This is a genomic window from Mycobacterium shinjukuense (assembly GCF_010730055.1).
GTDB classification, from domain to species: Bacteria; Actinomycetota; Actinomycetes; order Mycobacteriales; family Mycobacteriaceae; genus Mycobacterium; species Mycobacterium shinjukuense.
This window is the reverse complement of the sequence record NZ_AP022575.1, coordinates 2,345,009-2,367,479: the sequence shown is the minus strand read 5'-3', so window position 1 is coordinate 2,367,479 and position 22,471 is coordinate 2,345,009. Positions and strand designations below refer to the sequence as shown.

Genomic DNA, 22,471 nt, shown 5'->3' with positions numbered 1-22,471 from the left:
GATCGCCGTTACCGACGCCATGACGATTCACTCGTGGCGACCCCTACGCATCGGCGCCAGTGCTCCGATGGCGGCACGCCGAGGAAGTGGTGAAATACATAGCGTGAGAGCTCGGCAACGCGGGCAACCGCACCTACGAGTACGGCAGGACGGCGAAGGATCGGGTTGCACGGGCGCGGGTCGAGGTCGCGGCGGTGGTTGGGGTGCAAGCCGGACGAGATGATCTTCACGAGTGGTGCGACAGTTTAGCTACGCCGGGCATGTTCGGTGGTCGCGAGTGGGCAGATCTCGTGGCCACTACCGGGCAGTTTTCGTCGACTGCGACTGGGCAGTTTCCTCCCTTGACACCGCCGCGACACGGTTGTCAACGGCACGTGAAAACTGACCCCCTAGCGGCACTCGGGTTCAACTTCGGATTCGCGCGGTCGTCGCAACACAGGACGAATTTCATGGTGCCAGTTCGGATTCGAAGACCTCTGCCGGGGTGCGCCAGCCGAGGACTTTCCGCGGGCGGGTGTTGAGCAGTTGCTCGATGCGGCGCAATTCGTCGGGTCCATGCACGGGCGGGTCGCTGCCCTTGGGGAAGTACTGGCGGAGCGGACCGTTGGTGTTCTCGTTGGTTCCGCGCAGCCGTGCGCAACCACGGCGACGCCGGCGGGGCGAAGTAAATCCCCTCGGCGAACAACTCGGCCAGCAGATCGTGGCGCGCCATCTGCGCGCCCTGGTCCCAGGTGAGCGTCAGCCGTGCAGCGTCCGGGATCGAGGTGAGCAGGTGAGTGGCCGCGGCGGCGAACGCTTCGCCGGTATGCCCGGCCGGGAGGTGTACCAGGCGCACGAGTCGGCTGCGGCGTTCCACGATGGTGCCGATCGCCGAGCGGGTGTGGCGGCCGACGATTGTGTCGCCTTCCCCGTCGCCGATACTTGGGTGACGCCAGCCCGGCCACCAGGGAGTGTCCCCGCGACGCGGCGCGGCATGCGATTCTCCCCTGGTAGGGCTGTCGCCTTCAACTCGGCCACCGACGCCTCGGTAACGAGCGGCTTGTCAAGATCACCGGCAGCGGTCAACAGCGGCAACCACAGGTCAGGCATGACCACCAGGTACTTGCCGCACGGCATGCCCATCAAGGCCCACAAGTGCTCCAGCAGCGCCCTGGCGTCGTCGCTGAAGCCTCGAGGCCGAAGGCTACGCTCGTCTACCTGCTCGGCCGGGTCCGGCAACCTCGGGCCGGTCACATCTGCCGCGCCGTCGAGCGGCCCATCCCCGTGGTGGCCACCACCGGATCCAAAATCTTGCCGTTGTCCCTCCCCATCACTGACGACAACAACGAGGCCATTGGAGGCGACCGATCGGCAGCACGTCGCCAAGCGACGATGGCGCGTCATACTCCCAGCGCCTGCGCGATGTCGCTGATCCGCCGGTAGAGGCGTCGACCCTCGAGGGGCAAGAAGCCGTGGTGACCGTAGAACTCGGCGGCGCGGTCGTCGATGGCGTCGACGACTAGGGCGCGGGCGCCATACTGCCGGGCACCGGCCACGGATCGGATGAGGGCATCGAGGAGAAGATCGCCACCGAGACCGGTGCCCTGCTCCTGCCGGTCGAGCGCTAGGCGAGCGAGGACGAGCACCGGGACCGGGTCGGGTTGGCCCCGGCCCAGCCGCGATGGCACCCGGATCCGCTCGATGCTCCCCATGGCGAGCGCGTAGAACCCAACTACCCGCCGGCCCCGACAGAGCACCCACGTAGCGGCCGTGCCGGCCGCAGCCGCGACGGGCGCGACTCGGCGCAGCCAGTGGTCGAGCACCTCAACACCGCTGGAGAAGCGCGCCGTGTCGTGCCGGTCCGGGTCCAACAGCTCGACGGGGCCGAGCGCGGGGGTGCTCAATGGGCGGGAATGCGGCTCTTCCGTCTGGCGAGACGCACCAATTCGGGAGCCGCCTCGCCGGGCTCGTCGAGCGCGGCGACGAAGCGGCGGAAAGCGGCCTCGGACAGCTCGATCCGGTTGGCCCGGGCCAAGAGATCGTGGGCGTGGTCGACCGCCGCGGACAATACGAACCCCGACAGGCTCTGGCCGGTGAGCGCGGCGGCGCGGCGAAGGGCCTGCTCCTGTTCAGGAGACAGGCGGAAGTTGAGGCGACCAGTCAGAGTCTCGGGCATGTACGTATTGTAGACGTACTTCGTCGACGTCTGATCCTGGCTATGAAATCGGTACCGCTCACTGAGGCCAAAGACAAGCTTTCGGCGCTGGTCGATGAGGCCGACACCACACACGAGATCATCCGGATCACTCGACACGGCCGCGCTGCCGCCGTGTTGATGTCTGCCGACGACTTGGATTCCCTACACGAAACCCTGCATGCGCTGCGGACGCCCGGCCTTGCCGATGAGCTGGCCGATGCAGACGCCGCCTACGCAGCCGGCGCCACGGTTAGTGGTGAAGAACTGCGGCGCCGCTACGGCCTGCCGTGACTGACGAGACCATGTGGTCCGTAGAGCGTTCGCCAACAGCAATGTTACCGACGGCCGCGCATCGCCACTCCGAGCGCGTCCGGCTGGTCGGAGTAACTCAGTTCCGCGGCCTCGGTGCGCAGTCCGACTAGGCTCGGGCAGGTCATGGCACGTCAACCACTGGAGCAGCGGGTGGCCCGGGCGGCGGAGGCCGCGCTGGCCCGACAGCGGTTCGTCAGCGCGATCGACGTGCTGCTCGGCCTGGGCTGGCTGGCGCCCTCGCATGTTGACCAGTGGCGGCAGGGCCGCGTCGACTCGCTGGAACAAGTCGTACAGGCCAACCTCAGCAAGATCACCGCCGCGATGGCCGCGTTGCGGCGCTGGGCCCGCGACCGGGGGCTCAACCCGTCGGAGACCGATTACGTCGCTCGCACTCGGGACCGCCGTCGGCTGCGGTTCAGCCTCAGCGGCGACGACGCCATCGAGCGCGCGTATCGCACGCATTGGGTGTCGCCGGAGCTCTCGGAGCGTGCGGTCGAGCGGCAGAGCCGGCCCCCCGATTTGGTCGTGATCATGCCGGTCAACGACTGGTCATGCGCGTCGTGTGGCGGCAGCGGTGACCTGATGTTCCTTGAGGACGCGGGGCCGTTGTGCCTGGACTGCGCGGACCTTGGCCACCTGGTCTTCTTGCCGTCCGGGGACGCCGCGCTTACCCGCCGGGCCAAGCGGGCGAGCCGGCTTTCGGCGGTGGTGGTGCGGTGGAGCCGGGCGCGTAAGCGATACGAGCGTCAGGGCATCCTGGTCGAGGCGGAGGCGCTGGAGCGCGCCGAAAACGAGTGCCTCGCCGATGCGGAGGTGCGCGCCCGCCGCCGGGAGCGCGACGAGGCGCGACGGGCCAACGAGGACCTGCGTCTGCAAGCCGAATTCGGCGCCGCGATTCGCACGCTGTTCCCGAACTGCCCGGCCGGCCGGGCCGAGGCGATCGCCCGCCACGCGGCCACCCGCGGCAGCGGCAGGATCGGACGTAGCGCGGCCGGGCGGGCGCTCGATCCCGAAGCGGTGACGCTGGCCGTCGCGGCGTCGGTGCGGCATATCGACACTTCGTACGACGAACTGCTGATGTCGGGTGTCGACCGGGAAACGGCGCGGCACCGGGTGGGTGAGCACGTCGAGGAAGTGCTGCGCGACTGGCGCGCGACCAGCCGCTGAACCTATTACTACCTAGGTACGACCCTGGTAGCATCTTAGGTTGTGAAGTTGAGCGTGAGCCTGTCCGATGACGACGTCGCGATCCTGGACGCATATGTGAAACGAGCGGGATTACCATCCCGCTCCGCCGGCCTGCAGCATGCGATCCGCGTGCTTCGCTACCCCACGCTCGAAGATGACTATGCCAACGCATGGCAAGAATGGTCGGCAGCCGGCGACACGGACGCGTGGGAGCAGACCGTCGGCGACGGAGTCGGTGATGCGCCGCGGTGAGATTTGGCAGGTCGATCTCGACCCCGCTCGAGGTAGCGAAGCGAACAACCAGCGCCCCGCCGTCGTCGTCAGCAACGACCGGGCCAACGCGACCGCCACGCGTCTTGGGCGCGGCGTCATCACCGTCGTGCCGGTGACGAGCAACATCGCCAAGGTCTATCCGTTTCAGGTGTTGTTGTCGGCCACCACTACTGGTCTCCAGGTCGACTGCAAGGCGCAGGCCGAGCAAATCAGATCGATTGCTACCGAGCGGTTGCTCCGGCCAATCGGCCGAGTTTCAGCCGCCGAACTTGCCCAGCTCGATGAGGCTTTGAAACTTCATCTCGACTTATGGTCGTAACTCTCGCAGGTTCCGCGTCGGGGAGACCACTGGGCACGCGCTGCTGGACGGGCTCGGGTTATCGGCCGGGTCGCCGCCCGGGTCCGCCGCACCACCAGCCGTTAGCCGACGGGCAGCAGCAGCCGGGAGCGCCCGAAATGCACCGCGTGGGTAGCCGGCTTGAGCTGCCGTCCGGTGAGTATCGGTTCCGGGGTGCCGAGGTTTCGCGCATAGCGGGGAAACCAACTACCGGCGATCAGCACCCGGATGCGGGAGTCGGCGCGGAATCGGTGGGCGATGGCGTCCAGCTCGACGCGGACCAGCTCCGGCGCGTCACCAAGTCGCCGGTAGCCGTCGCTGACATTGCGGGACCGGCCCTTCGGGTCCACCTCGCTGACCCGAACGAACACGTCGACGTAGGGGTTGTCCGAGCTGTGCACCAGCTCGACGACGGGGTTTCCGTGCACGCAGAGGTCGTGGGTGAGGGGCGCCCCGGTGAAGCACAGCACATCGGCGCGCGTGGCCAGCCGGCTGTCGTCGCGGTAACCGCCGTTGGATGACAGCAGCGGACCACCGGTGGTCGGTGTCGGGTCGGCGGGGTGGTAGCGAAACGTCGCCGGTGGCGTGCCGGAAGCCGGAGCGCTCTCACCCAGGCCGCCACCGGGCTGCAGGTACCACGCCCGCTCGGTGGTCGCCGGAGGCCAGTCCGGCAGGTGCCGCCAGCCCTGGCCGGTGACGAAGACCCGCACCGGGCTGGGGCGCAGCGCCGGCGCCCGGCCGAGGTGGGCGTCCAACCAGTCCAACGATTCCCGAGCGCTGGTGGCCAGCCCCTTGGTGAGCATCTGGGTGTGTGTCCAGGGACCGACCGTCAGCGCGACGTGCACACCCCGGTCGCGCAGGTGCCGGTACTGCTGCAGCGTCTGCCGCAGGAAGATGTCCTGCCAGCCGCCGACGAGCAGCACCGGGACCTGGACGCGGTCCAATGCGGCGGGAAACTGCAGTCGGTCCCAGAACGGATCGTCGCGGTCGGTGTGTTCCACCCAGGATTCGAACCACGGCGCACCCGTGCCGAGCAGCGTCCGGGCCGACTCACCCAGCGGCAACGTGGCGGCCGCCCGCGCCACCCGGCGTGGCGCGGTGAGCTGGCGGATTCCGGCCCGGATGCGACCGGGGTCTTCCTGGTGGGAAACCAGATCGCTCCAGCCCAGGAAGTCGTTGACCGTAAACGATCCGGTGCCCCACACCGAGGCCCGGAAGTCGTGCGGCCCCACCGTGATCACGGCCGCGGCCAGCTCCGGGGGCGGATCGTGCAGCAACGCCCACTGGGTGAAACCCAGATAAGACAGGCCGATGGTGCCGAACCGGCCGGTGAACCAGGGCTGTTCACGCAGCCACGCCACCGTATCGGCGCCGTCGGCGGCCTCGTTGACCATGGGCTCGAACACCCCACCGGACCCGAACGTCCCGCGCACGCTCTGCAGCACGACGTGATAACCGCGGGCGGCGTAAATCCTGGCAAACACCAGCGAAAACGGAAACCGGCGCCCGTATGGCCCACGCACCAGCAGGGTGCCGACGGGCTGCGACGTGGCGGGTGCGTAGTGGTCGGCCACCAGCTGGATGCCGTCGCGCATCGGGACTCGGACGGGGCTCACGGTGTAGCGGGTGGTCGCCCGTCGCAGCCCCAACACTCCACCCACAGCGTTGCTGCCTACTTGTGTGGTCAGAGCGCGACGCTTGGGCAACTCTGGCCGGGTGGATGTCGTGCTCACATCCCCAGGTTAGGAAATCCCAGGTTAGAACTTGTAGTAGGGAACGAGGTCGTTTGCCCGTTGCAGGTTGGTGGAAGGGCAGTCGACGTCGGGCTCGGAGTAGACCGTCGAGTAGAACAGCGACTGCTGGATCACTCCATAGCTGGTCTTGAAGGTCACCATGCAGGAGGAGTACCAGAAGCTGTTGTGATACGTCGGCTTCAGCACCCAGTACTGCGCGGCGCGGTGGCCGGCGATCGTGGTCTCGATCGCGTCGGGGGGCAGGGTCTGGGCGTAGGTGCGCCAGATGATCGGCTCGACGGCCATCTGATAGTTACCCGCGTCGAAGTGGCAGCGCAGCCCCTCCTCGGCTTCCGGTGGCGTGTAGGCCAATCCGAGCCGCTGGATGACGTCGAACGGGATGTCTCGGCACGGGTCAAACGGGCTGGGGTCGGTGGTCGCCACGATCGGGCTCTTCATCGTGGTGGACATGGGCGCCGCGGTCGATCGCAGCTGGACCGCGTCGCCGCCGGTCGGCGCTGGGGGGATGCCCTGCCAGCCCACCGTGCCCACCACCACCGCTGCCGTCAGCGCACCGAGCCCTCCGATCAGCCGCACCCTGGTGAACACGACACCCCCTGCCCTCGGCGGTCCCTTGCCGGGAGTGTACAAGTCGGCTCCGCGTCGTCACAGTCAAACGAGAACTTGTTCTAACCCGGGCCACCTTTGATGCGGTGAATTCTGCGGTAGTTCCCGCTGACGCATAATGTGATGCACTTCGATGGACGCAAGGAGGCAACGGGTGTTTCAGATCAGTCCGGAGCAGTGGATGCACTCGGCGGCGCAGGTGACCACGCAGGGTGAGGGTCTGGCCGTCGGACATTTGTCGTCGGACTATCGGATGCAGGCCGCCCAGTTCGGCTGGCAGGGCGCCTCGGCGATGGCGCTCAACGCCAAGATGGACGACTGGTTGGACGCGTCGAGGGCGCTGCTGACCAGGATCGGTGATCACGCATACGGGCTGCAGGAGGCCGCCATCGGGCATGCGGCGGCGGAGGCGGAGCGGGCGCAGGCGCTCGCCCAGGTGGGTGTTTCCGCCGACGTCGTAGCCGGCCCGCGTGGGGTGTGATTCGTGCCACTGACCGTGGCCGATATCGATCGGTGGAACGCGCAAGCGGTCCGGGAGGTGTTTCATGCGGCCAGTGCCCGAGCGGAGGTGACGTTCGAGGTGTCGCGTCAGTTGGCGGCGCTGTCGATTTTTGCGAACTCGGGTGGCAAGACCGCTGAGGCGGCGGCACACCACAACGCGGGCATTCGCCGAGACCTCGACGCCCACGGCAACGAAGCGTTGGCGGTTGCCCGGGCGGCCGACAGGGCCGCCGACGGGATTGTGAAGGTCCAATCCGAGCTGGCCGCACTACGCCAAGCCGCCGCGGCCGCCGAGCTGACGATCGATGCGCTGACCAACCAGGTAGTGCCGATCCCCGGGCTGCGATACACCGAGGCGGAGTGGGCACGGATGCTGGCCAAGCAAGCGGAGCTGCAGGCTGATTTGGATGCGATTATGGCTGAGGCCAATGCCGTCGACGAGGAGCTGGCCTCAGCGGTCAACATGGCCGACGGTGATGCGCCCATCCCGGCCGATGCCGGCCCGCCGGTCGGCCCCGAGGGGCTGACCCCGACCCAGCTCGCCAGCGATGCCAATGAGGAGCGGCTGCGCGAGGAGCGCGCCCGGCTGCAGGCCCACATCGGGCGGTTGCAGGCGCAGTATGACCAACTGGCGGCGCAGGCTGCCCGTGACTACCACAACGGCATCCTCGACAGCGACGCGGTCGGCCAACTCGCAGCCCTGGATGATCAGCTGACCGCCGCCAGGGGCCGGCTGGGCGACCTCGATGCGGTCGACGAGGCATTGAGCCGAGCACCAGAGACGTACTTGACCCAGCTGCAGCTTCCCGAGGACCCACACCAGCAGGTGCTGGCGGCCGTGGCCGTCGGCAATCCCGACACCGCCGCCAATGTATCGGTGACTGTGCCCGGCGTCGGGTCCACCACCCGGGGCACCCTGCCCGGCATGGTGACCGAAGCCCGCGACCTGCGGTCGGAGGTAATCCGGCAACTGAAGAATGCTGGCAAACCGACATCCGTCGCCACCATCGCCTGGATGGGTTACAGCCCGCCCCCGAACCCGCTCGACAGCGGCAGTGCGGGCGACCTATGGCAGACGATGACCGATGGGCAGGCACACGCGGGCGCGGCCGATCTGTCGAGGTATTTGCAGCAGGTTCGGACCAATAACCCCGGTGGCCATCTGACCGTGTTGGGGCACTCGTATGGGTCGTTGACGGCGTCGCTGGCGTTGCAGGACCTCAACGCCCAGGGTGCCCATCCGGTCAACGACGTCGTGTTTTACGGCTCACCCGGCCTGGAACTGTACAGCCCGGCGCAGCTCGGGCTCGATCACGGGCACGCTTATGTCATGCAGGCTCCCCACGACCCCATCACCAATCTGGTGGCACCGGTGGCGCCGCTGCACGGCTGGGGCCTGGACCCCTATCTGACCCCTGGGTTAGTGGAGCTGTCGTCGCAGGCGGGTTTTGATCCGGGCGGGATATGGCGGGACGGGGTGTATGCCCACGGCGACTACCCGCGGGTCTTCCTAGATGCCGCCGGCCAGCCGCAGCTGCGGATGTCGGGCTATAACCTGGCGGCGATCGCCGCTGGGCTGCCGGACAACACGGTGGGCGCGCCGCTGCTTCCGCCGATCCTGGGTGGCGGCATGCCGGGAGCGCCCAACCCAGTACCCGGAGGGGGACATTGATGCGGTGGTCGATGGCGTGGCTGCTGGCCCTGCTGTGTGTGGTGGTGCTCGGATGCGGCCGCGGTGGTCACGGCAGCGGTAGTGCTGAGGAGGGTCCGTTGAGCCCGGAGAAGGTCGCCGAGCTGGAGAACGCGTTGCGTTCCAAGCCTCCGCTGGAGGCCGCGAAGGACCAGTACCGGGCGGCGGTCATCCAGATGGCCAACGCCATCACTGCCCTGGTGCCCGGGTTGACCTGGTCGATGGATATGGACACCTGGACAGGCTGCGGCGGCGAGTATGAATGGACCAGGGCCAAAGCGGCGTATTTCATGGTTGGATTCAGCGGGCCGATCCCCGACGACAAGTGGCCGCAGGCTGTGCAGATCGTCAAGGACGGCGTTGAACAATTCGGCGCCACCAGCTTTGGGGTGATGAAGAACAAGCCGGGCGACCACGACGTCTACTTCGCCGGTCATGGCGGTGTCGAATTCAAGTTGGGTACCCAGGTCGCTTCATCGCTCACCGCACAGTCGGACTGCCGGATCAGCCAAACCGACACTCCGAAACCCTCGCCGACCCCGTAGCGGTTAGCCTGGGTTGGCCGAGCAGACGCAAAAGCCCCCATTTCGGGCCCGAAATGGGGGCTTTTGCGTCTGCTCACGCCGGGGACGTTGGTCGAACCGGCTGGATTTCGTTCCCACTTCGCCGGGTCGTTAGGGTGGTAAGTCGTGACGAGGCAGGAGACGGTCGGGGCGGAGCCGACGCTGTGGGCGGTCTCCGACCTGCACACCGGTCACCTCGGTAACAAGCCGGTCACCGAATCGCTGCACCCGTCCTCGCCGGATGACTGGCTGATCGTGGCCGGGGACATCGGCGAACGCACCGACGAGATCCGCTGGGCGCTGGATCTGCTGCGGCGCCGGTTCGCCAAGGTGATCTGGGTGCCCGGCAACCACGAGTTGTGGACCACCAACCGGGATCCGATGCAGATCTTCGGCCGCGCACGTTATGACTACCTGGTCAACATGTGCGACGAGATGGGCGTCGTCACGCCGGAGCACCCGTTTCCGGTGTGGACCGAGCGGGGCGGCCCGGCCACCATCGTGCCGATGTTTCTGCTGTACGACTACACCTTTCTGCCGGCGGGGGCGAGCAGCAAAGCCGAGGGTGTGGCCATCGCGAAGGAACGCAACGTGGTGGCCACCGACGAGTTCCTGCTCTCACCGGAGCCCTACCCCACTCGCGATGCCTGGTGCCGCGAGCGGGTCGCCGCCACCCGGGCCCGCCTCGAACAGCTCGACTGGATGCAACCGACCGTTCTGGTCAACCATTTTCCGCTGCTGCGGGAGCCCTGCGACGCGTTGTTCTACCCGGAATTCGCGTTGTGGTGCGGAACCACCCAGACCGCCGACTGGCACACCCGCTACAACGCCGTGTGCTCCGTCTACGGGCATTTGCACATTCCGCGCACCACTTGGTACGACGGCGTGCGGTTCGAGGAGGTTTCGGTGGGCTATCCGCGGGAGTGGCGGCGCCGCAAGCCCTACACCTGGCTGCGTCAGGTGTTGCCGGATCCGCAGTACGCACCGGGCTACCTCAACGACTTCGGCGGTCATTTCGTGATCACTCCCGAGATGCGCGCGCAGGCCGCGGCATTCCGGGAACGATTGCGCCAGCGGCAGTCACGGTGACCGCGAGCATGCTGGTGTCGTCGGTGTTGCCCGGCGCGGTGGCCGGCGATCTGGCGTATGCCGAGTTGTATTCCGATCCGCCGGGTCTGGCCGCGCTGCCCGAGGAAGAGCCGTTGATCGCCAGATCGGTTGCCAAGCGGCGCAACGAATTCATCACCGTTCGTCACTGTGCCCGCATGGCATTGGGTGAGCTCGGCGTGCCGCCGGCGCCGATCCTCAAGGGCGATAAGGGCGAACCCTGTTGGCCGGACGGCGTGGTGGGTAGCCTCACCCATTGCGCCGGCTATCGCGGTGCGGTGGTGGGGCGCACCGCTGCGGTGCGTTCCGTGGGCATCGACGCCGAACCGCACGACGTGTTGCCCACCGGTGTGCTGGATGCGATCAGCCTGCCGGCCGAGCGCGCCGAGATGCCCCGCAGCATGCCGGTCGGATTGCATTGGGACCGGATTCTGTTCTGCGCCAAGGAGGCAACCTACAAGGCGTGGTATCCGCTGACCAAGAGGTGGCTGGGTTTCGAGGACGCGCACATCACGTTCGAAACCGACCCGCCGGGCAACGCGGGCCGCTTCGTGTCTCGCGTCCTGATCGACGCGTCCGCCCTGTCGGGTCCGCCGCTGACGGCGCTGAGGGGCCGATGGTCGGTCGAGCGCGGGCTGGTGCTGACGGCGATCGTGCTGTGAGCGGCGGCCGCACCGGCCCGGGAATCGTCGTGGTCGACAAGCCGGCCGGAATGACCAGTCATGACGTGGTGGCGCGGTGCCGCCGCATCTTCGCCACCCGCAGGGTCGGCCATGCCGGCACCCTGGACCCGATGGCCACCGGCGTCTTGGTGATCGGAATAGATCGCGCCACCAAGATCCTCGGTCTGCTGACGGCGGCCTCAAAGTCCTACGCGGCCACCATCCGCTTGGGTCAGTCCACTTCCACCGAGGACGCCGAAGGTGTAGTGCTGCAATCGGTTCCGGCTGAGCACCTGACGGCCGAGGCGATCACCGCCGCGGTCGCCGGGCTGCGCGGTGACCTCAGGCAGGTGCCGTCGGCGGTCAGCGCGATCAAGGTCGACGGCCGTCGTGCCTATCGGCTGGCCCGCCAGGGGCACGCCGTCCAACTCGAAGCCCGGCCGATCCGCATCGACCGGTTCGAGCTGCTGGCCGCGCGCCGCCACGACCAGCTCATCGATATCGATGTGGCGATCGACTGCTCCTCGGGAACCTATATCCGCGCGTTGGCCCGCGATCTTGGCGACGCGCTTGGGGTTGGCGGCCATGTGACGGCGTTGCGGCGCACCCGCGTCGGCCGCTTCAACCTGGACCGGGCGGCCTCCCTCGACGATCTGGCCGAGCGGCCCAGGGTGAGCCTGAGCCTCGACGACGCCTGCCTGCTGATGTTTGCCCGTCGCGACCTGACCGCCGAGGAGGCCTCCGCGGCCGCCAACGGCCGATCCCTGCCGGCGGCCGGTATCGACGGCGTGTACGCCGCCTGCGACGCCGACGGCCGGGTGATCGCGCTGCTGCGTGACGACGGTGCGCGGACCAAGTCGGTGGTGGTGCTCCGCCCGGCCTCAATGTAGGGGGATGCAGCCCGCGCAGCGGGGTTGGGTGCCTCGGGTCGAGCGGAGGCGCACCCGGTCGCCGCGACTGTAGATACCGCTCCCTCTGGTCTCACCCGCCTCACGCATTCCAGCACGGCAGGGATATGCGATGTGCCCGCCTACCAGCGACAACCGTGGCTGTCGCTGTGAGGCGGGCACTTTGCATATCGGTCAGTTCCGGGTACACGTGGGGCAGATGAGAAAGGTGCGACGCCTGGAGCGGCCTGTCGGAACGCCGAGACCCCGACAAACTTACCAGCGAGGTTCACTAGGTAGCAGACTGGGGGACAGGTCTCCGGCAAAGCCACTTGGAAGGGGCAACGATGCCTAACAAGACGCCCAACAAAGTTTTTGTCGTCGGCGTCGGCATGACGAAGTTCGAAAAGCCGGGGAGCCGCCAAGGCTGGGACTACCCGGACATGGCCCGCGAGGCCGGCGGCCACGCGCTGCGCGACGCCGGCATCGACTACCGCCAGGTCGAGCAGGGCTACGTCGGCTACGTCTACGGCGAATCGACCTCGGGCCAGCGGGCGCTCTACGAACTGGGCCTGACCGGCATCCCCATCGTCAACGTCAACAACAACTGCTCGACCGGCTCCACGGCGCTGTTCTTGGCGGCGCAGGCCATCCGCGGTGGGCTGGCCGACTGCACCATGGCGCTGGGCTTCGAAAAGATGAAACCCGGATCGCTCGCGGCGGCATACGACGACCGCACCCAGCCGATGGACAAGCACGTCAAGGCGATGGTCGAGATCACCGAGCTGGCCTTTCCGGTGGCGCCCTGGATGTTCGGGGCTGCCGGGCGCGAGCACATGCGGCAATACGGCAGCACCGCCGAGCATTTCGCCAAGATCGGCTACAAAAACCACAAGCATTCGGTGAACAACCCGTATGCGCAATTCCAGCAGGCCTACACCCTCGACGACATCCTGGCGTCGCGGATGATCTACCACCCGCTGACCAAGCTGCAGTGTTCGCCGACGTCGGACGGTTCGGGTGCGGCAATCCTGGCTTCCGAAGCGTTCGTCGACCGCCACGGGCTGGCCACCCAAGCGGTGGAGATCGTCGGCCAGGCCATGACCACCGACTTCGCGTCCACCTTTGACGGCAGCGCCAAGAACCTCATCGGCTACGACATGAACGTGCAAGCGGCGCAACGGGTTTATCAACAATGCGGGCTTGGTCCCGAAGACTTCGAAGTGATCGAGCTGCACGACTGCTTCTCGGCCAACGAGCTGCTGCTCTACGAGGCGCTGGGGCTGTGCAGTCCGGGTGAGGCGCCCAAGCTGATCGACGACAACGACACCACCTACGGCGGACGCTGGGTGGTGAATCCCTCCGGTGGTCTGATCTCCAAGGGCCACCCGCTGGGTGCCACCGGGCTGGCGCAGTGCGCCGAGCTGACCTGGCAGCTGCGTGGCACCGCCGAGGCACGCCAGGTCGAAAACGTCACCGCCGCACTGCAACACAACATCGGGTTGGGCGGCGCCGTCGTTGTCACCGCCTACCAGCGGGCCGAACGCTAAACCGCAAACCCAAGGGGGCACGCTTTGATCGAATGGTCCGACACCGACCTGATGGTGCGCGACGCTGTTCGCCAATTCATCGACAAGGAGATCCGGCCGCATCGGGACGAATTGGAGACCGGCGCCCTGTCGCCCTATCCGATCATGCGCAAGCTTTCGCCAGTTCGGCCTTGATGTGCTGCTTGCCGAATCGGTCAAGTCGATGCTGGACCGTGAGCGCGCCAACCGCGAAAGGAGCGACGGCGCAGGAGGCCCGCGCCAATTTCGCCGTCGAACGCCTCGGGGTTGCGCTGATGGCGCTGGGCATCATCAACGTCATCGGCTGTGCGTCGATTACGCGAAGACCCGCACGTTGTGGGGCAAGAATATCGGGCAGTTCCAACTGATCCAGCTCAAGCTTGCCAAGATGGAAGTCGCCCGGATCAACGTGCAGAACATGGTATTTCAGACCCTCGAGCGACTTCGGGCCGGCAAGGAGCCGACGCTGGCCGAAGCCTCGGCGATCAAGCTGTACTCCTCGGAGGCCGCCACCGACGTCGCGATGGAGGCCGTCCAGCTGTTCGGCGGCAACGGCTACATGGCCGAGTACCGGGTGGAACAGCTGGCTCGCGACGCCAAGTCACTGATGATCTACGCCGGCAGCAACGAGGTCCAGGTGACCCACATCGCCAAGGGCCTGCTGTCGAGCTGAAGGCGGCGACCCGCGCCACTGCGGGGCGAGGCAAGGCGTGTTCGCACACCCCCTCGCGTCGCGCCGTAGGCTTGCGGTCGTGCGGCGCTGGCGCGGGCAGGACGAGATCCCCACGGATTGGGGCAGATGTGTGCTCACGATCGGGGTGTTCGACGGCGTCCACCGGGGCCACGCCGAACTGATCGCGCACGCGGTGAAGGCCGCCCGCGCGCGTGAGGTGCCGTCGGTGCTGATGACGTTTGACCCGCACCCCATGGAGGTGGTGTATCCAGGCAGTCACCCGGCGCAGCTGACCACGCTGACCCGCCGGGCCGAGCTGGTCGAGGACCTGGGCATCGACGTGTTCTTGGTGATCCCGTTCACCACCGATTTCATGAAGCTCACCCCGGACCGCTTCATCCACGAGCTGCTGGTCGAGCACCTGCACGTGCTGGAGGTGGTGGTCGGCGAGAACTTCACCTTCGGCAAAAAGGCGGCCGGCAACGTCGACACCCTGCGCCGGGCCGGCGAGCGGTTCGGGTTCGCGGTGGAGTCGATGTCGCTGGTGTCCGAACACCACAGCAACGAGACCGTGACCTTCTCCTCGACCTACATCCGGTCCTGCGTGGACGCCGGCGACATGGCGGCGGCCACCGAGGCGCTGGGCCGGCCCCATCGCGTCGAGGGCGTCGTCGTCCGAGGCTACGGGCGGGGCGCCGAGCTGGGCTTTCCCACCGCGAACGTGGCGCCGCCGATGTACTCGGCGATTCCGGCCGACGGCGTGTACGCCGCCTGGTTCACCGTGCTCGGGCACGGACCGGTGACCGGAACCGTCGTCCCGGGTGAGCGCTACCGCGCCGCGGTGTCCGTCGGGACCAACCCCACCTTCTCCGGACGTACCCGCACCGTCGAGGCGTACGTGCTCGACACCTGCGCCGACTTGTACGGCCAGCATGTGGCCCTGGACTTCGTCGCCCGTATCCGCGGCCAGCAGAAGTTTGCCTCGGTGCGCGACCTGGTCGCCGAGATAGGCGCCGACACGCAGCGGACACGTGCCCTGTTGCCAGCGGATTGACGAGTGGCTGCCCGTCTGCGACACCGCTGCTAGACTGCCCGACGACAGCGGCGCGTGCTGCGGTTCGCGGTGGCCGCGTCGGCACATCCTTGATCGCGGACCAATCGATGGAGATATCTTTGTGGCGCTGACAGCCGAGCAGAAAAAGGAGATTCTGCGCTCCTACGGCCTGCATGAGACCGACACCGGATCCCCCGAGGCGCAGATCGCGCTGCTGACCAAGCGGATCGCGGACCTGACCGAGCACCTGAAGGTGCACAAGCACGACCACCACTCGCGGCGCGGGTTGCTGCTGCTGGTGGGCCGCCGCAAGCGGTTGGTCAAGTACCTCACGCAGGTCGACGTCGAGCGGTATCGCTCGCTCATCGAGCGGCTGGGTCTGCGTCGCTGACACTCGGCGCGTTGCGCGCCTTGCTCCCGGCGCTGGTCCCGGCCGCTGCCCTGGCGGTGTGCTGGGCGCTGGCGGGATGCTCGTCGCGGCCCGACATCGCCGATCTCCAGGTCGGCGACTGTGTCCAACTTGGCGGCACCCCGGACCGGCCGCAGGCCAGCAAGGCGGCGTGCGGGAGCCCGCAGTCCAACTTCAAGGTCGTCGCCGCGGTGGCCGACCGCGCGCAATGCCCGGCCGACGTCGACTCGTCCTATTCGAGGCTCGACGCCGTCAGCGGCACCACCACCACCGTCTGCCTGGACATCGATTGGGTGATCGGCGGTTGCATGAGCATCGACCCGCGGCACGCCGCCAACCCGTTGCGGGTGGACTGCAACGATGCGTCGGTGCCCAACCGGCAACGGGCTACCCAGATCCTGGAGAACCTCGACGCTCCGGTCAGCGTCGACCAGTGCGCCAGCGGCGTGGGCTACACCTACAACCAGCGGCGGTTCGCGGTGTGCGTGGAGGACGTCTCCGGCGGGCCCCCGCCCTGACCGACCCGGGGGATTGCGAGCGGGCCGGCGGGGCGCGCAGCGCAGCCGGTTAGAGCCAGTCCCGCTCGGTACGATGAGTTAGCCGTGTAGAGTGAGGTCGTTCTAGGCCGCTTCGGCCCAAGAAAGTGGTGCGGTTCGCGCAGATCCGCGCGTGCCGCTCCAGCGCGTCACGACGGGAGCAACCCGGCCTGCATCGGGCGGTCTTCGGTAGTGGCTGCCGGGCTCCCCGGATCTGGGTAGGTCGGCCGCTTCGATCGATGGCCGTAGCCGCATTCAGGCCCTTGCTGACGGGAAGCTCTCGGGCTGGCTCGCAGGCCCGTGTGGGCCGGTGGGCCGTCCCGCGAACCCGCTGGGTTGCGCGTGACGACGCGAAACAGCTCAACAAATCCAGAGAGGCCGCACGGACGTCATGTCTGTAGCTGAAATTGAACAGGGCGTGTTCGAAGCGACCGCCACCATCGACAACGGGAGTTTCGGCACCCGCACCATCCGTTTCGAAACCGGCCGGTTGGCCCTGCAGGCCGCCGGCGCGGTGGTCGCCTACCTCGACGAGGACAACATGCTGTTGTCGGCGACCACCGCCAGCAAAAACCCCAAGGAGCAGTTCGACTTTTTCCCGCTGACGGTCGATGTCGAGGAGCGGATGTATGCCGCCGGGCGCATTCCCGGTTCCTTCTTCCGTCGGGAGGGCCGCCCGTCCACCGACGCGATCCTGACCTGCCGGCTCATCGACCGCCCGCTGCGCCCGTCGTTCGTCGACGGCCTGCGCAACGAGATCCAGATCGTGGTGACCATCCTGAGCCTGGATCCCAACGACCTCTACGACGTGCTGGCGATCAACGCCGCGTCGGCGTCCACCCAACTGGGCGGGCTGCCGTTCTCCGGCCCCGTCGGGGGTGTCCGGGTCGCACTCCTCGACGGCACCTGGGTCGCGTTCCCCACCGTCGAGCAGATCGAACGGGCCGTGTTCGACATGGTGGTGGCGGGCCGCATCGTCGGTGAACATGACGGCAAGCCGGATGTCGCCATCATGATGGTCGAAGCCGAGGCCACCGAAAACGTCATCGAACTCATCGACGGCGGCGCCCAGGCGCCGACGGAAAGCGTGGTGGCCCAGGGCCTGGAGGCGGCCAAGCCGTTCATCGCCGCGCTGTGCGCCGCGCAGCAGGAGCTGGCCAATGCGGTGTCTGCTCGCAACGCGAAGGAACCAGTCGAGTATCCGGTGTTCCCCGACTACGGCGAGGACGTGTACTACTCGGTGGCCTCGGTGGCCACCGACGAGCTGGCCACCGCCCTGACCATCGGCGGCAAGGCCGAGCGCGAGCAGCGCATCGACGAGATCAAGGCCCAGCTGCTGGAGCGCCTCGCCGACACCTACGGGGGACGGGACAAGGAGGTCGGCGCCGCGTTTCGCGCGCTGACCAAAAAGCTGGTCCGGCAGCGCATCCTCACCGACCACTTCCGCATCGACGGCCGCGGGATCACCGACATCCGGGCGTTGTCGGCCGAGGTCGCCGTGGTGCCGCGGGCGCACGGCAGCGCGCTGTTCGAGCGCGGCGAAACCCAGATCCTGGGCGTGACCACACTCGACATGGTCAAGATGGCCCAACAGATCGACTCGCTGGGACCGGAGACCACCAAGCGCTACATGCATCACTACAACTTCCCGCCGTTCTCCACCGGCGAGACCGGTCGGGTCGGCTCGCCCAAACGCCGGGAGATCGGGCACGGCGCGCTGGCCGAGCGGGCCCTGGTGCCGGTGCTGCCCAGCGTCGAGGAATTCCCCTACGCCATCCGCCAGGTGTCGGAGGCGTTGGGATCCAACGGCTCGACCTCGATGGGCTCGGTGTGCGCGTCCACGCTGGCGTTGCTCAACGCCGGGGTGCCGCTGAAGGCGCCGGTGGCCGGCATCGCGATGGGCCTGGTGTCCGACGACGTCGAGGTTGACGGCGGCGGCACCGAGCGCCGCTTCGTCACGCTGACCGACATCCTGGGCGCCGAAGACGCGTTCGGCGACATGGACTTCAAGGTCGCCGGAACCAAGGACTTCGTCACCGCGCTGCAACTGGACACCAAGCTCGACGGGATCCCCTCACAGGTGCTCGCGGGCGCGTTGGAGCAGGCCCGAGACGCCCGGCTGACCATCTTGGAGGTCATGGCCGAGGCCATCGACTCACCCGACGAGATGAGTCCGTACGCCCCGCGGGTGACCACCATCAGGGTGCCGGTGGACAAGATCGGTGAGGTCATCGGCCCCAAGGGCAAGGTCATCAACGCCATCACCGAGGAGACCGGCGCGCAGATCTCCATCGAAGACGACGGCACGGTGTTCGTCGGGGCCACCGACGGCGCCTCGGCGCAGGCCGCGATCGACCGGATCAACGCGATCGCCAACCCGCAGCTGCCCACCGTCGGGGAGCGGTTCCTCGGAACGGTCGTCAAGACAACCGATTTCGGTGCGTTCGTCTCGCTGCTGCCCGGGCGTGACGGTCTGGTGCACATCTCCAAACTGGGCAAGGGCAAGCGCATCGCGCGGGTCGAGGACGTCGTCAACGTCGGCGACAAGCTGCGGGTCGAGATCGCCGATATCGACAAGCGGGGCAAGATCTCCCTGGTTCTGGTGGCTGACGAAGACAGCACCGCCGCCGCTACCGATGCCGCGACGGTCAGCGGCTGACCCGGCGGCGGCCCAGGCGGTGCGCCGCAGCACCCTGCCGGGCGGGCTGCGAGTGGTCACCGAATACCTGCCCGCGGTGCGATCCGCCTCGGTGGGGGTGTGGGTCGCGGTGGGTTCGCGCGACGAGGGCGCCACGGTGGCCGGGGCGGCGCACTTCCTCGAGCACCTGCTGTTCAAGTCGACCCCGACCCGCACCGCCGCCGACATCGCGCAGGCGATGGACGCCGTGGGCGGCGAGCTGAACGCGTTCACCGCCAAGGAGCACACCTGCTACTACGCCCACGTGCTCGATGCCGACCTGCCGCTGGCCGTCGACCTGGTCGCCGACGTGGTGCTCAACGGGCGCTGCGCCGTCGACGACGTGGAGCTGGAACGCGACGTGGTCCTCGAGGAGATCGCGATGCGCGACGACGACCCCGAGGACGCGCTGGCGGACATGTTCTTGACGGCGTTGTTCGGCGATCACCCGGTGGGCCGCCCGGTGATCGGCAGCGTGCAATCGGTATCGGCGATGACCCGGACGCAGTTGCACTCGTTTCACGTGCGGCGCTACACCCCGGATCGGATGGTGGTGGCGGTGGCCGGCAACGTCGACCACGACGAGGTGGTCGCGTTGGTGCGGGAGCACTTCGGGCCACACCTGGTCCGCGGGCGGCGGCCGGTCGCGCCGCGCAAGGGAACCGGCCGGGTGAACGGCCAGCCCAAGTTGAGGCTGGGCAATCGGGATGCCGAGCAGACCCACGTGTCGCTGGGCGTGCGCACGCCCGGGCGCAACTGGGAGCATCGCTGGGCGCTGTCGGTGTTGCACACCGCTTTGGGCGGGGGCTTGAGTTCCCGGCTGTTCCAGGAGGTCCGCGAGACCCGCGGGCTGGCCTACTCGATCTACTCCGCGTTGGACATCTTCGCTGACAGCGGCGCGCTCTCGGTGTATGCCGCCTGCCTGCCCGAACGGTTCGCCGACGTGATGGCGGTGACCACCGAGGTGCTGGAATCGGTGGCCCGCGACGGCATCACCGAGGCCGAGTGCCGCATCGCCAAGGGATCGTTGCGCGGCGGGCTGGTGCTCGGACTGGAGGACGCCAGCTCACGGATGAGCCGTCTGGGCCGCAGCGAGTTGAACTACGGCACGCACCGCGGCATCGAGCACACCCTGCGGCAGATCGAGCGGGTCACCGTCGATGAGGTCAACGCGGTGGCCCGCCGGCTGCTGGGCAACCGCTACGGCGCCGCCGTGCTCGGTCCCTATGGCTCGAAACGATCGCTGCCGCAACAACTTCGAGCGATGGTAAATTAGCGCGATGGTACTGGGGTTCTGGGACATCGAGGTGCCCATTGTGGGCGCGCCGATGGCGGGCGGCCCCGGTACCCCGGCGCTGGCCGCGGCGGTGTCCAACGCCGGCGGGCTGGGCTTCGTCGCCGGAGGCTATCTGAGCGCGGACCGGTTCGCCGAGGACATCGCCGCCGCTCGTGCCGCCACCACGGGCCCCATCGGGGCGAACCTGTTTGTGCCCCAACCCAGCGTCGCCGACTGGGTGCAGCTGGAGTACTACGCCGAAGAGCTTGAAGAGGTCGCCGAGCATTACCGGGTCGAGGTGGGCCAGCCGATCTACGGTGACGACGACGACTGGCTGCGCAAGCTCGAGGTGGTGGCCGACATGCGGCCCGAGGTGGTGTCCTTCACCTTCGGGGCGCCGCCGCCCGACGTCATCCGTCGGCTGAGCGCGCTGGGGCTGCTGGTGTCGATCACCGTGACGTCGGCCTACGAGGCCGGGGTGGCGATCGCGGCCGGCGCGGACAGCTTGGTGGTTCAGGGTCCGGCCGCCGGTGGGCACCGCGGCACGTTCGCGCCCGACATGGAGCCCGGCGCGGAATCGCTGCACCAGCTGCTCGACCGGATCGGCCACGCACACGACATCCCCCTCATCGCGGCCGGTGGTTTGGGCACCGCCGAGGACGTCGCGGCCGCGTTGCGCAGGGGAGCGGTCGCCGCCCAGGTCGGCACCGCGCTGCTGCTGGCCGACGAAGCCGGCACCAACACCGCACACCGTGCCGCCCTGAAAAACCCGGAGTTCGACACCACCCTGGTGACCCGGGCGTTCTCCGGTCGGTACGCGCGCGGTCTGGCCAACAACTTCACCCGTCTGCTCGACCACGTGGCGCCACTGGGCTATCCCGAGGTCAACCAGATGACCAAGCCGATCCGGGCGGCGGCGATCGCGGCCGAAGACCCGCACGGGATAAACCTGTGGGCGGGTACCGCGTACCGGCAGGCCCGCCCCGGGCCGGCGGCCGACATCATCGCCGCCCTCACCCCCGACCCGCGGGCGCTGTAGCGTCAGGCCAGCAGGCCGGCCGGATCGGTGAACGGCAAGCCCAGGTCGGCGGCCACATGCTTGGCCAGCAGCGCGCCGGCATGCGTCGAAAGGCCTTTGGCCAGCGCGGGATCCGACCGGCATGCCGCCCGCCAGCCCTGGTCGGCGAGCTTGAGCACATACGGCATGGTGGCGTTGGTCAGCGCGTAGGTCGACGTCTTGGGCACCGCGCTGGGCATGTTCGCCACGCAGTAGAACAGCGTGTCGTGCACGGCGAACGTCGGGTCGTCGTGTGTGGTTGGCCGCGAATCTTGGCAGCAACCGCCCTGATCGATGGAGATGTCCACCAGCACAGCACCCGGTTTCATCTGCGCGACAAGCGAATTCGAGATCAGCTTGGGCGCCTTGGCGCCGGGCACCAGGACGGCTCCGATCACCAGGTCGGCGCGTTTGACCGCCCCGGTGAGTTCGTAGGTCGACGAGTGGCGGGTGCTGATGCGGCCGCCGAACTCCGCGTCGAGCAGCCGAAGCCTGGTGAGGTTGATGTCGAGCACCCGGACGGCGGCCCCCATGCCGCTGGCCACCCGGGCGGCGTTGTAGCCGGCGGTGCCGGCGCCGATCACCACGACGTCGGCGGGCTTGACCCCGGGCACCCCGCCCATCAGCACCCCGCGCCCGCCCTGGGTGCGCATCAGAAGGTAGGCCCCGACCTGTGCCGACAGCCGACCGGCGACCTCGCTCATCGGGGCCAGCAGGGGCAATGCGCCGTCGCCGGTCTGGACGGTTTCGTAGGCGATTGACGTTGTGCCGGAAGCCAACAGCGCATCGGTGCAGGCTCGTGAGGCGGCGAGGTGCAAGTAGGTGAACAGGATCTGCCCGGACCGCAGGTAGCGGTACTCGGCCGGCAGCGGCTCCTTGACCTTGAGCACCAGCTCGGCGCCGGCCCAAACCTCGTCGGGGGTGCCGATCAGTTGGGCGCCGGCCGCCTTGAACTTCGCGTCGGTGATCGCCGAGCCTTCCCCGGCACCCGCCTCGATCAGCACCTCGTGGCCGCGATGGGTTAGCTCGGCAACGCCCGCCGGGGTGATGGCCACCCGGAATTCGCAGCTCTTGGTCTCGGCTGGTACGCCGACTCGCATGCCATCAAGTGTGAAGAACATTCGGGTAGACCGCAAACATGCTGTTGATAATTCTGTAGGATAGC

Annotated in this window: 22 protein-coding genes and 3 pseudogenes; 18 read left to right on the top strand and 7 right to left on the bottom strand. The window is 68.0% G+C overall.

The window, feature by feature from the left end:
* Positions 1-447: 447 nt before the first annotated feature.
* From G6N20_RS22420 to G6N20_RS10610, 4 genes and pseudogenes are all read right to left on the bottom strand, one after another.
* A pseudogene (locus G6N20_RS22420) lies at positions 448-919 on the bottom strand (IS30 family transposase); the annotation flags it as partial.
* 20 nt (positions 920-939) lie between these two features.
* Positions 940-1,310: pseudogene (locus G6N20_RS10620) on the bottom strand (hypothetical protein); the annotation flags it as partial.
* A gap of 69 nt (positions 1,311-1,379) precedes the next feature.
* The gene (locus G6N20_RS21225) at positions 1,380-1,883 is read right to left on the bottom strand and encodes a GNAT family N-acetyltransferase (protein ID WP_232065328.1); all 504 of its coding nucleotides are present in this window, start codon (positions 1,881-1,883) and stop codon (positions 1,380-1,382) included.
* Positions 1,880-2,155, bottom strand: a complete 276-nt coding sequence (locus G6N20_RS10610) for a type II toxin-antitoxin system TacA family antitoxin (RefSeq protein ID WP_042915503.1) — start codon at positions 2,153-2,155, stop codon at positions 1,880-1,882. Before G6N20_RS10610 ends, G6N20_RS21225 begins: the two co-directional genes overlap by 4 nt.
* 42 nt (positions 2,156-2,197) lie before the next feature.
* Between G6N20_RS10610 and G6N20_RS10605 the strand changes: the two genes are divergently transcribed.
* The 4 genes from G6N20_RS10605 (at position 2,198) to mazF9 (ending at position 4,268) form a co-directional block, all read left to right on the top strand.
* The gene (locus G6N20_RS10605) at positions 2,198-2,467 is read left to right on the top strand and encodes a type II toxin-antitoxin system Phd/YefM family antitoxin (RefSeq protein ID WP_083051399.1); all 270 of its coding nucleotides are present in this window, start codon (positions 2,198-2,200) and stop codon (positions 2,465-2,467) included.
* A 144-nt stretch (positions 2,468-2,611) separates the two neighbouring features.
* Positions 2,612-3,655, top strand: a complete 1,044-nt coding sequence (locus G6N20_RS10600; protein ID WP_083051402.1) for a DUF2293 domain-containing protein — start codon at positions 2,612-2,614, stop codon at positions 3,653-3,655.
* A gap of 42 nt (positions 3,656-3,697) precedes the next feature.
* Positions 3,698-3,928 (top strand): type II toxin-antitoxin system antitoxin MazE9, encoded by a 231-nt coding sequence (mazE9, locus tag G6N20_RS10595; RefSeq protein ID WP_003901465.1) that lies wholly within the window; start codon positions 3,698-3,700, stop codon positions 3,926-3,928.
* A complete protein-coding gene (gene mazF9 / locus G6N20_RS10590; protein ID WP_003414166.1) occupies positions 3,912-4,268 on the top strand; it encodes a type II toxin-antitoxin system toxin endoribonuclease MazF9 in 357 nt (118 codons plus the stop codon). Before mazE9 ends, mazF9 begins: the two co-directional genes overlap by 17 nt.
* Before the next feature lie 101 nt (positions 4,269-4,369).
* Here the strand turns inward: mazF9 and G6N20_RS10585 are convergent, their stop codons facing one another.
* Together G6N20_RS10585 and G6N20_RS10580 are read right to left on the bottom strand one after the other, a co-directional pair.
* Entirely contained in the window at positions 4,370-6,019 is a 1,650-nt protein-coding gene (locus tag G6N20_RS10585; RefSeq protein ID WP_083051404.1) for a CocE/NonD family hydrolase, read from the bottom strand.
* Positions 6,020-6,043: 24 nt separating this feature from the next.
* On the bottom strand, positions 6,044-6,628 hold the full coding sequence (locus G6N20_RS10580; protein WP_083051406.1) for a DUF3558 domain-containing protein: 585 nt from the start codon (positions 6,626-6,628) through the stop codon (positions 6,044-6,046).
* A 172-nt stretch (positions 6,629-6,800) separates the two neighbouring features.
* On the opposite strand from G6N20_RS10580, the gene G6N20_RS10575 reads away from it, so the two are divergent.
* The 14 genes and pseudogenes from G6N20_RS10575 to G6N20_RS10510 all read left to right on the top strand — a co-directional run bounded on the left by G6N20_RS10575 (position 6,801) and on the right by G6N20_RS10510 (position 21,288).
* Positions 6,801-7,127: a hypothetical protein gene (locus G6N20_RS10575; RefSeq protein WP_083051408.1), complete on the top strand. Its 327-nt coding sequence runs from the start codon at positions 6,801-6,803 to the stop codon at positions 7,125-7,127.
* Positions 7,128-7,130: 3 nt separating this feature from the next.
* Positions 7,131-8,819, top strand: coding sequence for an alpha/beta hydrolase family protein (locus G6N20_RS10570; protein WP_083051410.1), 1,689 nt, complete (start codon positions 7,131-7,133; stop codon positions 8,817-8,819).
* Complete coding sequence (locus G6N20_RS10565) at positions 8,819-9,382, top strand: LppA family lipoprotein (RefSeq protein WP_083051413.1); 564 nt, start codon at positions 8,819-8,821, stop codon at positions 9,380-9,382. Before G6N20_RS10570 ends, G6N20_RS10565 begins: the two co-directional genes overlap by 1 nt.
* A gap of 144 nt (positions 9,383-9,526) precedes the next feature.
* Positions 9,527-10,489 (top strand): metallophosphoesterase family protein, encoded by a 963-nt coding sequence (locus G6N20_RS10560; RefSeq protein ID WP_083050101.1) that lies wholly within the window; start codon positions 9,527-9,529, stop codon positions 10,487-10,489.
* Entirely contained in the window at positions 10,486-11,169 is a 684-nt protein-coding gene (gene pptT, locus G6N20_RS10555; RefSeq protein ID WP_142272117.1) for a 4'-phosphopantetheinyl transferase PptT, read from the top strand. The genes G6N20_RS10560 and pptT overlap by 4 nt, the downstream gene beginning before the upstream one ends.
* A 50-nt stretch (positions 11,170-11,219) precedes the next feature.
* Positions 11,220-12,059, top strand: coding sequence for a tRNA pseudouridine(55) synthase TruB (truB, locus tag G6N20_RS10550; protein WP_233432174.1), 840 nt, complete (start codon positions 11,220-11,222; stop codon positions 12,057-12,059).
* A gap of 344 nt (positions 12,060-12,403) precedes the next feature.
* Positions 12,404-13,606: a lipid-transfer protein gene (locus G6N20_RS10545; protein ID WP_083050105.1), complete on the top strand. Its 1,203-nt coding sequence runs from the start codon at positions 12,404-12,406 to the stop codon at positions 13,604-13,606.
* 24 nt (positions 13,607-13,630) lie between these two features.
* Positions 13,631-14,297: pseudogene (locus G6N20_RS10540) on the top strand (acyl-CoA dehydrogenase family protein).
* 79 nt (positions 14,298-14,376) lie between these two features.
* Positions 14,377-15,351 (top strand): bifunctional riboflavin kinase/FAD synthetase, encoded by a 975-nt coding sequence (locus G6N20_RS10535; RefSeq protein WP_083050107.1) that lies wholly within the window; start codon positions 14,377-14,379, stop codon positions 15,349-15,351.
* Between the two features lie 121 nt (positions 15,352-15,472).
* Positions 15,473-15,742 carry a 30S ribosomal protein S15 gene (gene rpsO, locus G6N20_RS10530; RefSeq protein WP_083050109.1) on the top strand — a complete coding sequence of 90 codons (270 nt, stop codon included), beginning with the start codon at positions 15,473-15,475 and terminating at the stop codon, positions 15,740-15,742.
* Between the two features lie 11 nt (positions 15,743-15,753).
* Positions 15,754-16,278 carry an LppU family putative lipoprotein gene (gene lppU, locus G6N20_RS10525; protein WP_083050111.1) on the top strand — a complete coding sequence of 175 codons (525 nt, stop codon included), beginning with the start codon at positions 15,754-15,756 and terminating at the stop codon, positions 16,276-16,278.
* Between the two features lie 409 nt (positions 16,279-16,687).
* A complete protein-coding gene (locus G6N20_RS10520) occupies positions 16,688-18,955 on the top strand; it encodes a polyribonucleotide nucleotidyltransferase (protein WP_083050114.1) in 2,268 nt (755 codons plus the stop codon).
* The gene (locus G6N20_RS10515; RefSeq protein WP_083050117.1) at positions 18,933-20,249 is read left to right on the top strand and encodes a M16 family metallopeptidase; all 1,317 of its coding nucleotides are present in this window, start codon (positions 18,933-18,935) and stop codon (positions 20,247-20,249) included. Before G6N20_RS10520 ends, G6N20_RS10515 begins: the two co-directional genes overlap by 23 nt.
* Before the next feature lie 4 nt (positions 20,250-20,253).
* Positions 20,254-21,288, top strand: a complete 1,035-nt coding sequence (locus tag G6N20_RS10510; RefSeq protein ID WP_083050119.1) for a nitronate monooxygenase — start codon at positions 20,254-20,256, stop codon at positions 21,286-21,288.
* 2 nt (positions 21,289-21,290) lie between these two features.
* Here G6N20_RS10510 and ald read toward each other — a convergent pair whose 3' ends face one another.
* Positions 21,291-22,406, bottom strand: coding sequence for an alanine dehydrogenase (gene ald / locus G6N20_RS10505; protein ID WP_083050174.1), 1,116 nt, complete (start codon positions 22,404-22,406; stop codon positions 21,291-21,293).
* Positions 22,407-22,471 lie beyond the last annotated feature (65 nt).

Coding starts and splice junctions, on each gene's coding strand:
- G6N20_RS10565 (WP_083051413.1), top strand. CDS start 8,819: ATGCGGTGGTCGATGGCGTGGCTGCTGGCCCTGCTGTGTGTGGTGGTG.
- ald (WP_083050174.1), bottom strand. CDS start 22,406: ATGCGAGTCGGCGTACCAGCCGAGACCAAGAGCTGCGAATTCCGGGTG.
- G6N20_RS10545 (WP_083050105.1), top strand. CDS start 12,404: ATGCCTAACAAGACGCCCAACAAAGTTTTTGTCGTCGGCGTCGGCATG.
- G6N20_RS10510 (WP_083050119.1), top strand. CDS start 20,254: ATGGTACTGGGGTTCTGGGACATCGAGGTGCCCATTGTGGGCGCGCCG.
- G6N20_RS10515 (WP_083050117.1), top strand. CDS start 18,933: ATGCCGCGACGGTCAGCGGCTGACCCGGCGGCGGCCCAGGCGGTGCGC.
- G6N20_RS10600 (WP_083051402.1), top strand. CDS start 2,612: ATGGCACGTCAACCACTGGAGCAGCGGGTGGCCCGGGCGGCGGAGGCC.
- truB (WP_233432174.1), top strand. CDS start 11,220: ATGACCAGTCATGACGTGGTGGCGCGGTGCCGCCGCATCTTCGCCACC.
- G6N20_RS10610 (WP_042915503.1), bottom strand. CDS start 2,155: ATGCCCGAGACTCTGACTGGTCGCCTCAACTTCCGCCTGTCTCCTGAA.
- G6N20_RS10605 (WP_083051399.1), top strand. CDS start 2,198: ATGAAATCGGTACCGCTCACTGAGGCCAAAGACAAGCTTTCGGCGCTG.
- G6N20_RS10520 (WP_083050114.1), top strand. CDS start 16,688: ATGTCTGTAGCTGAAATTGAACAGGGCGTGTTCGAAGCGACCGCCACC.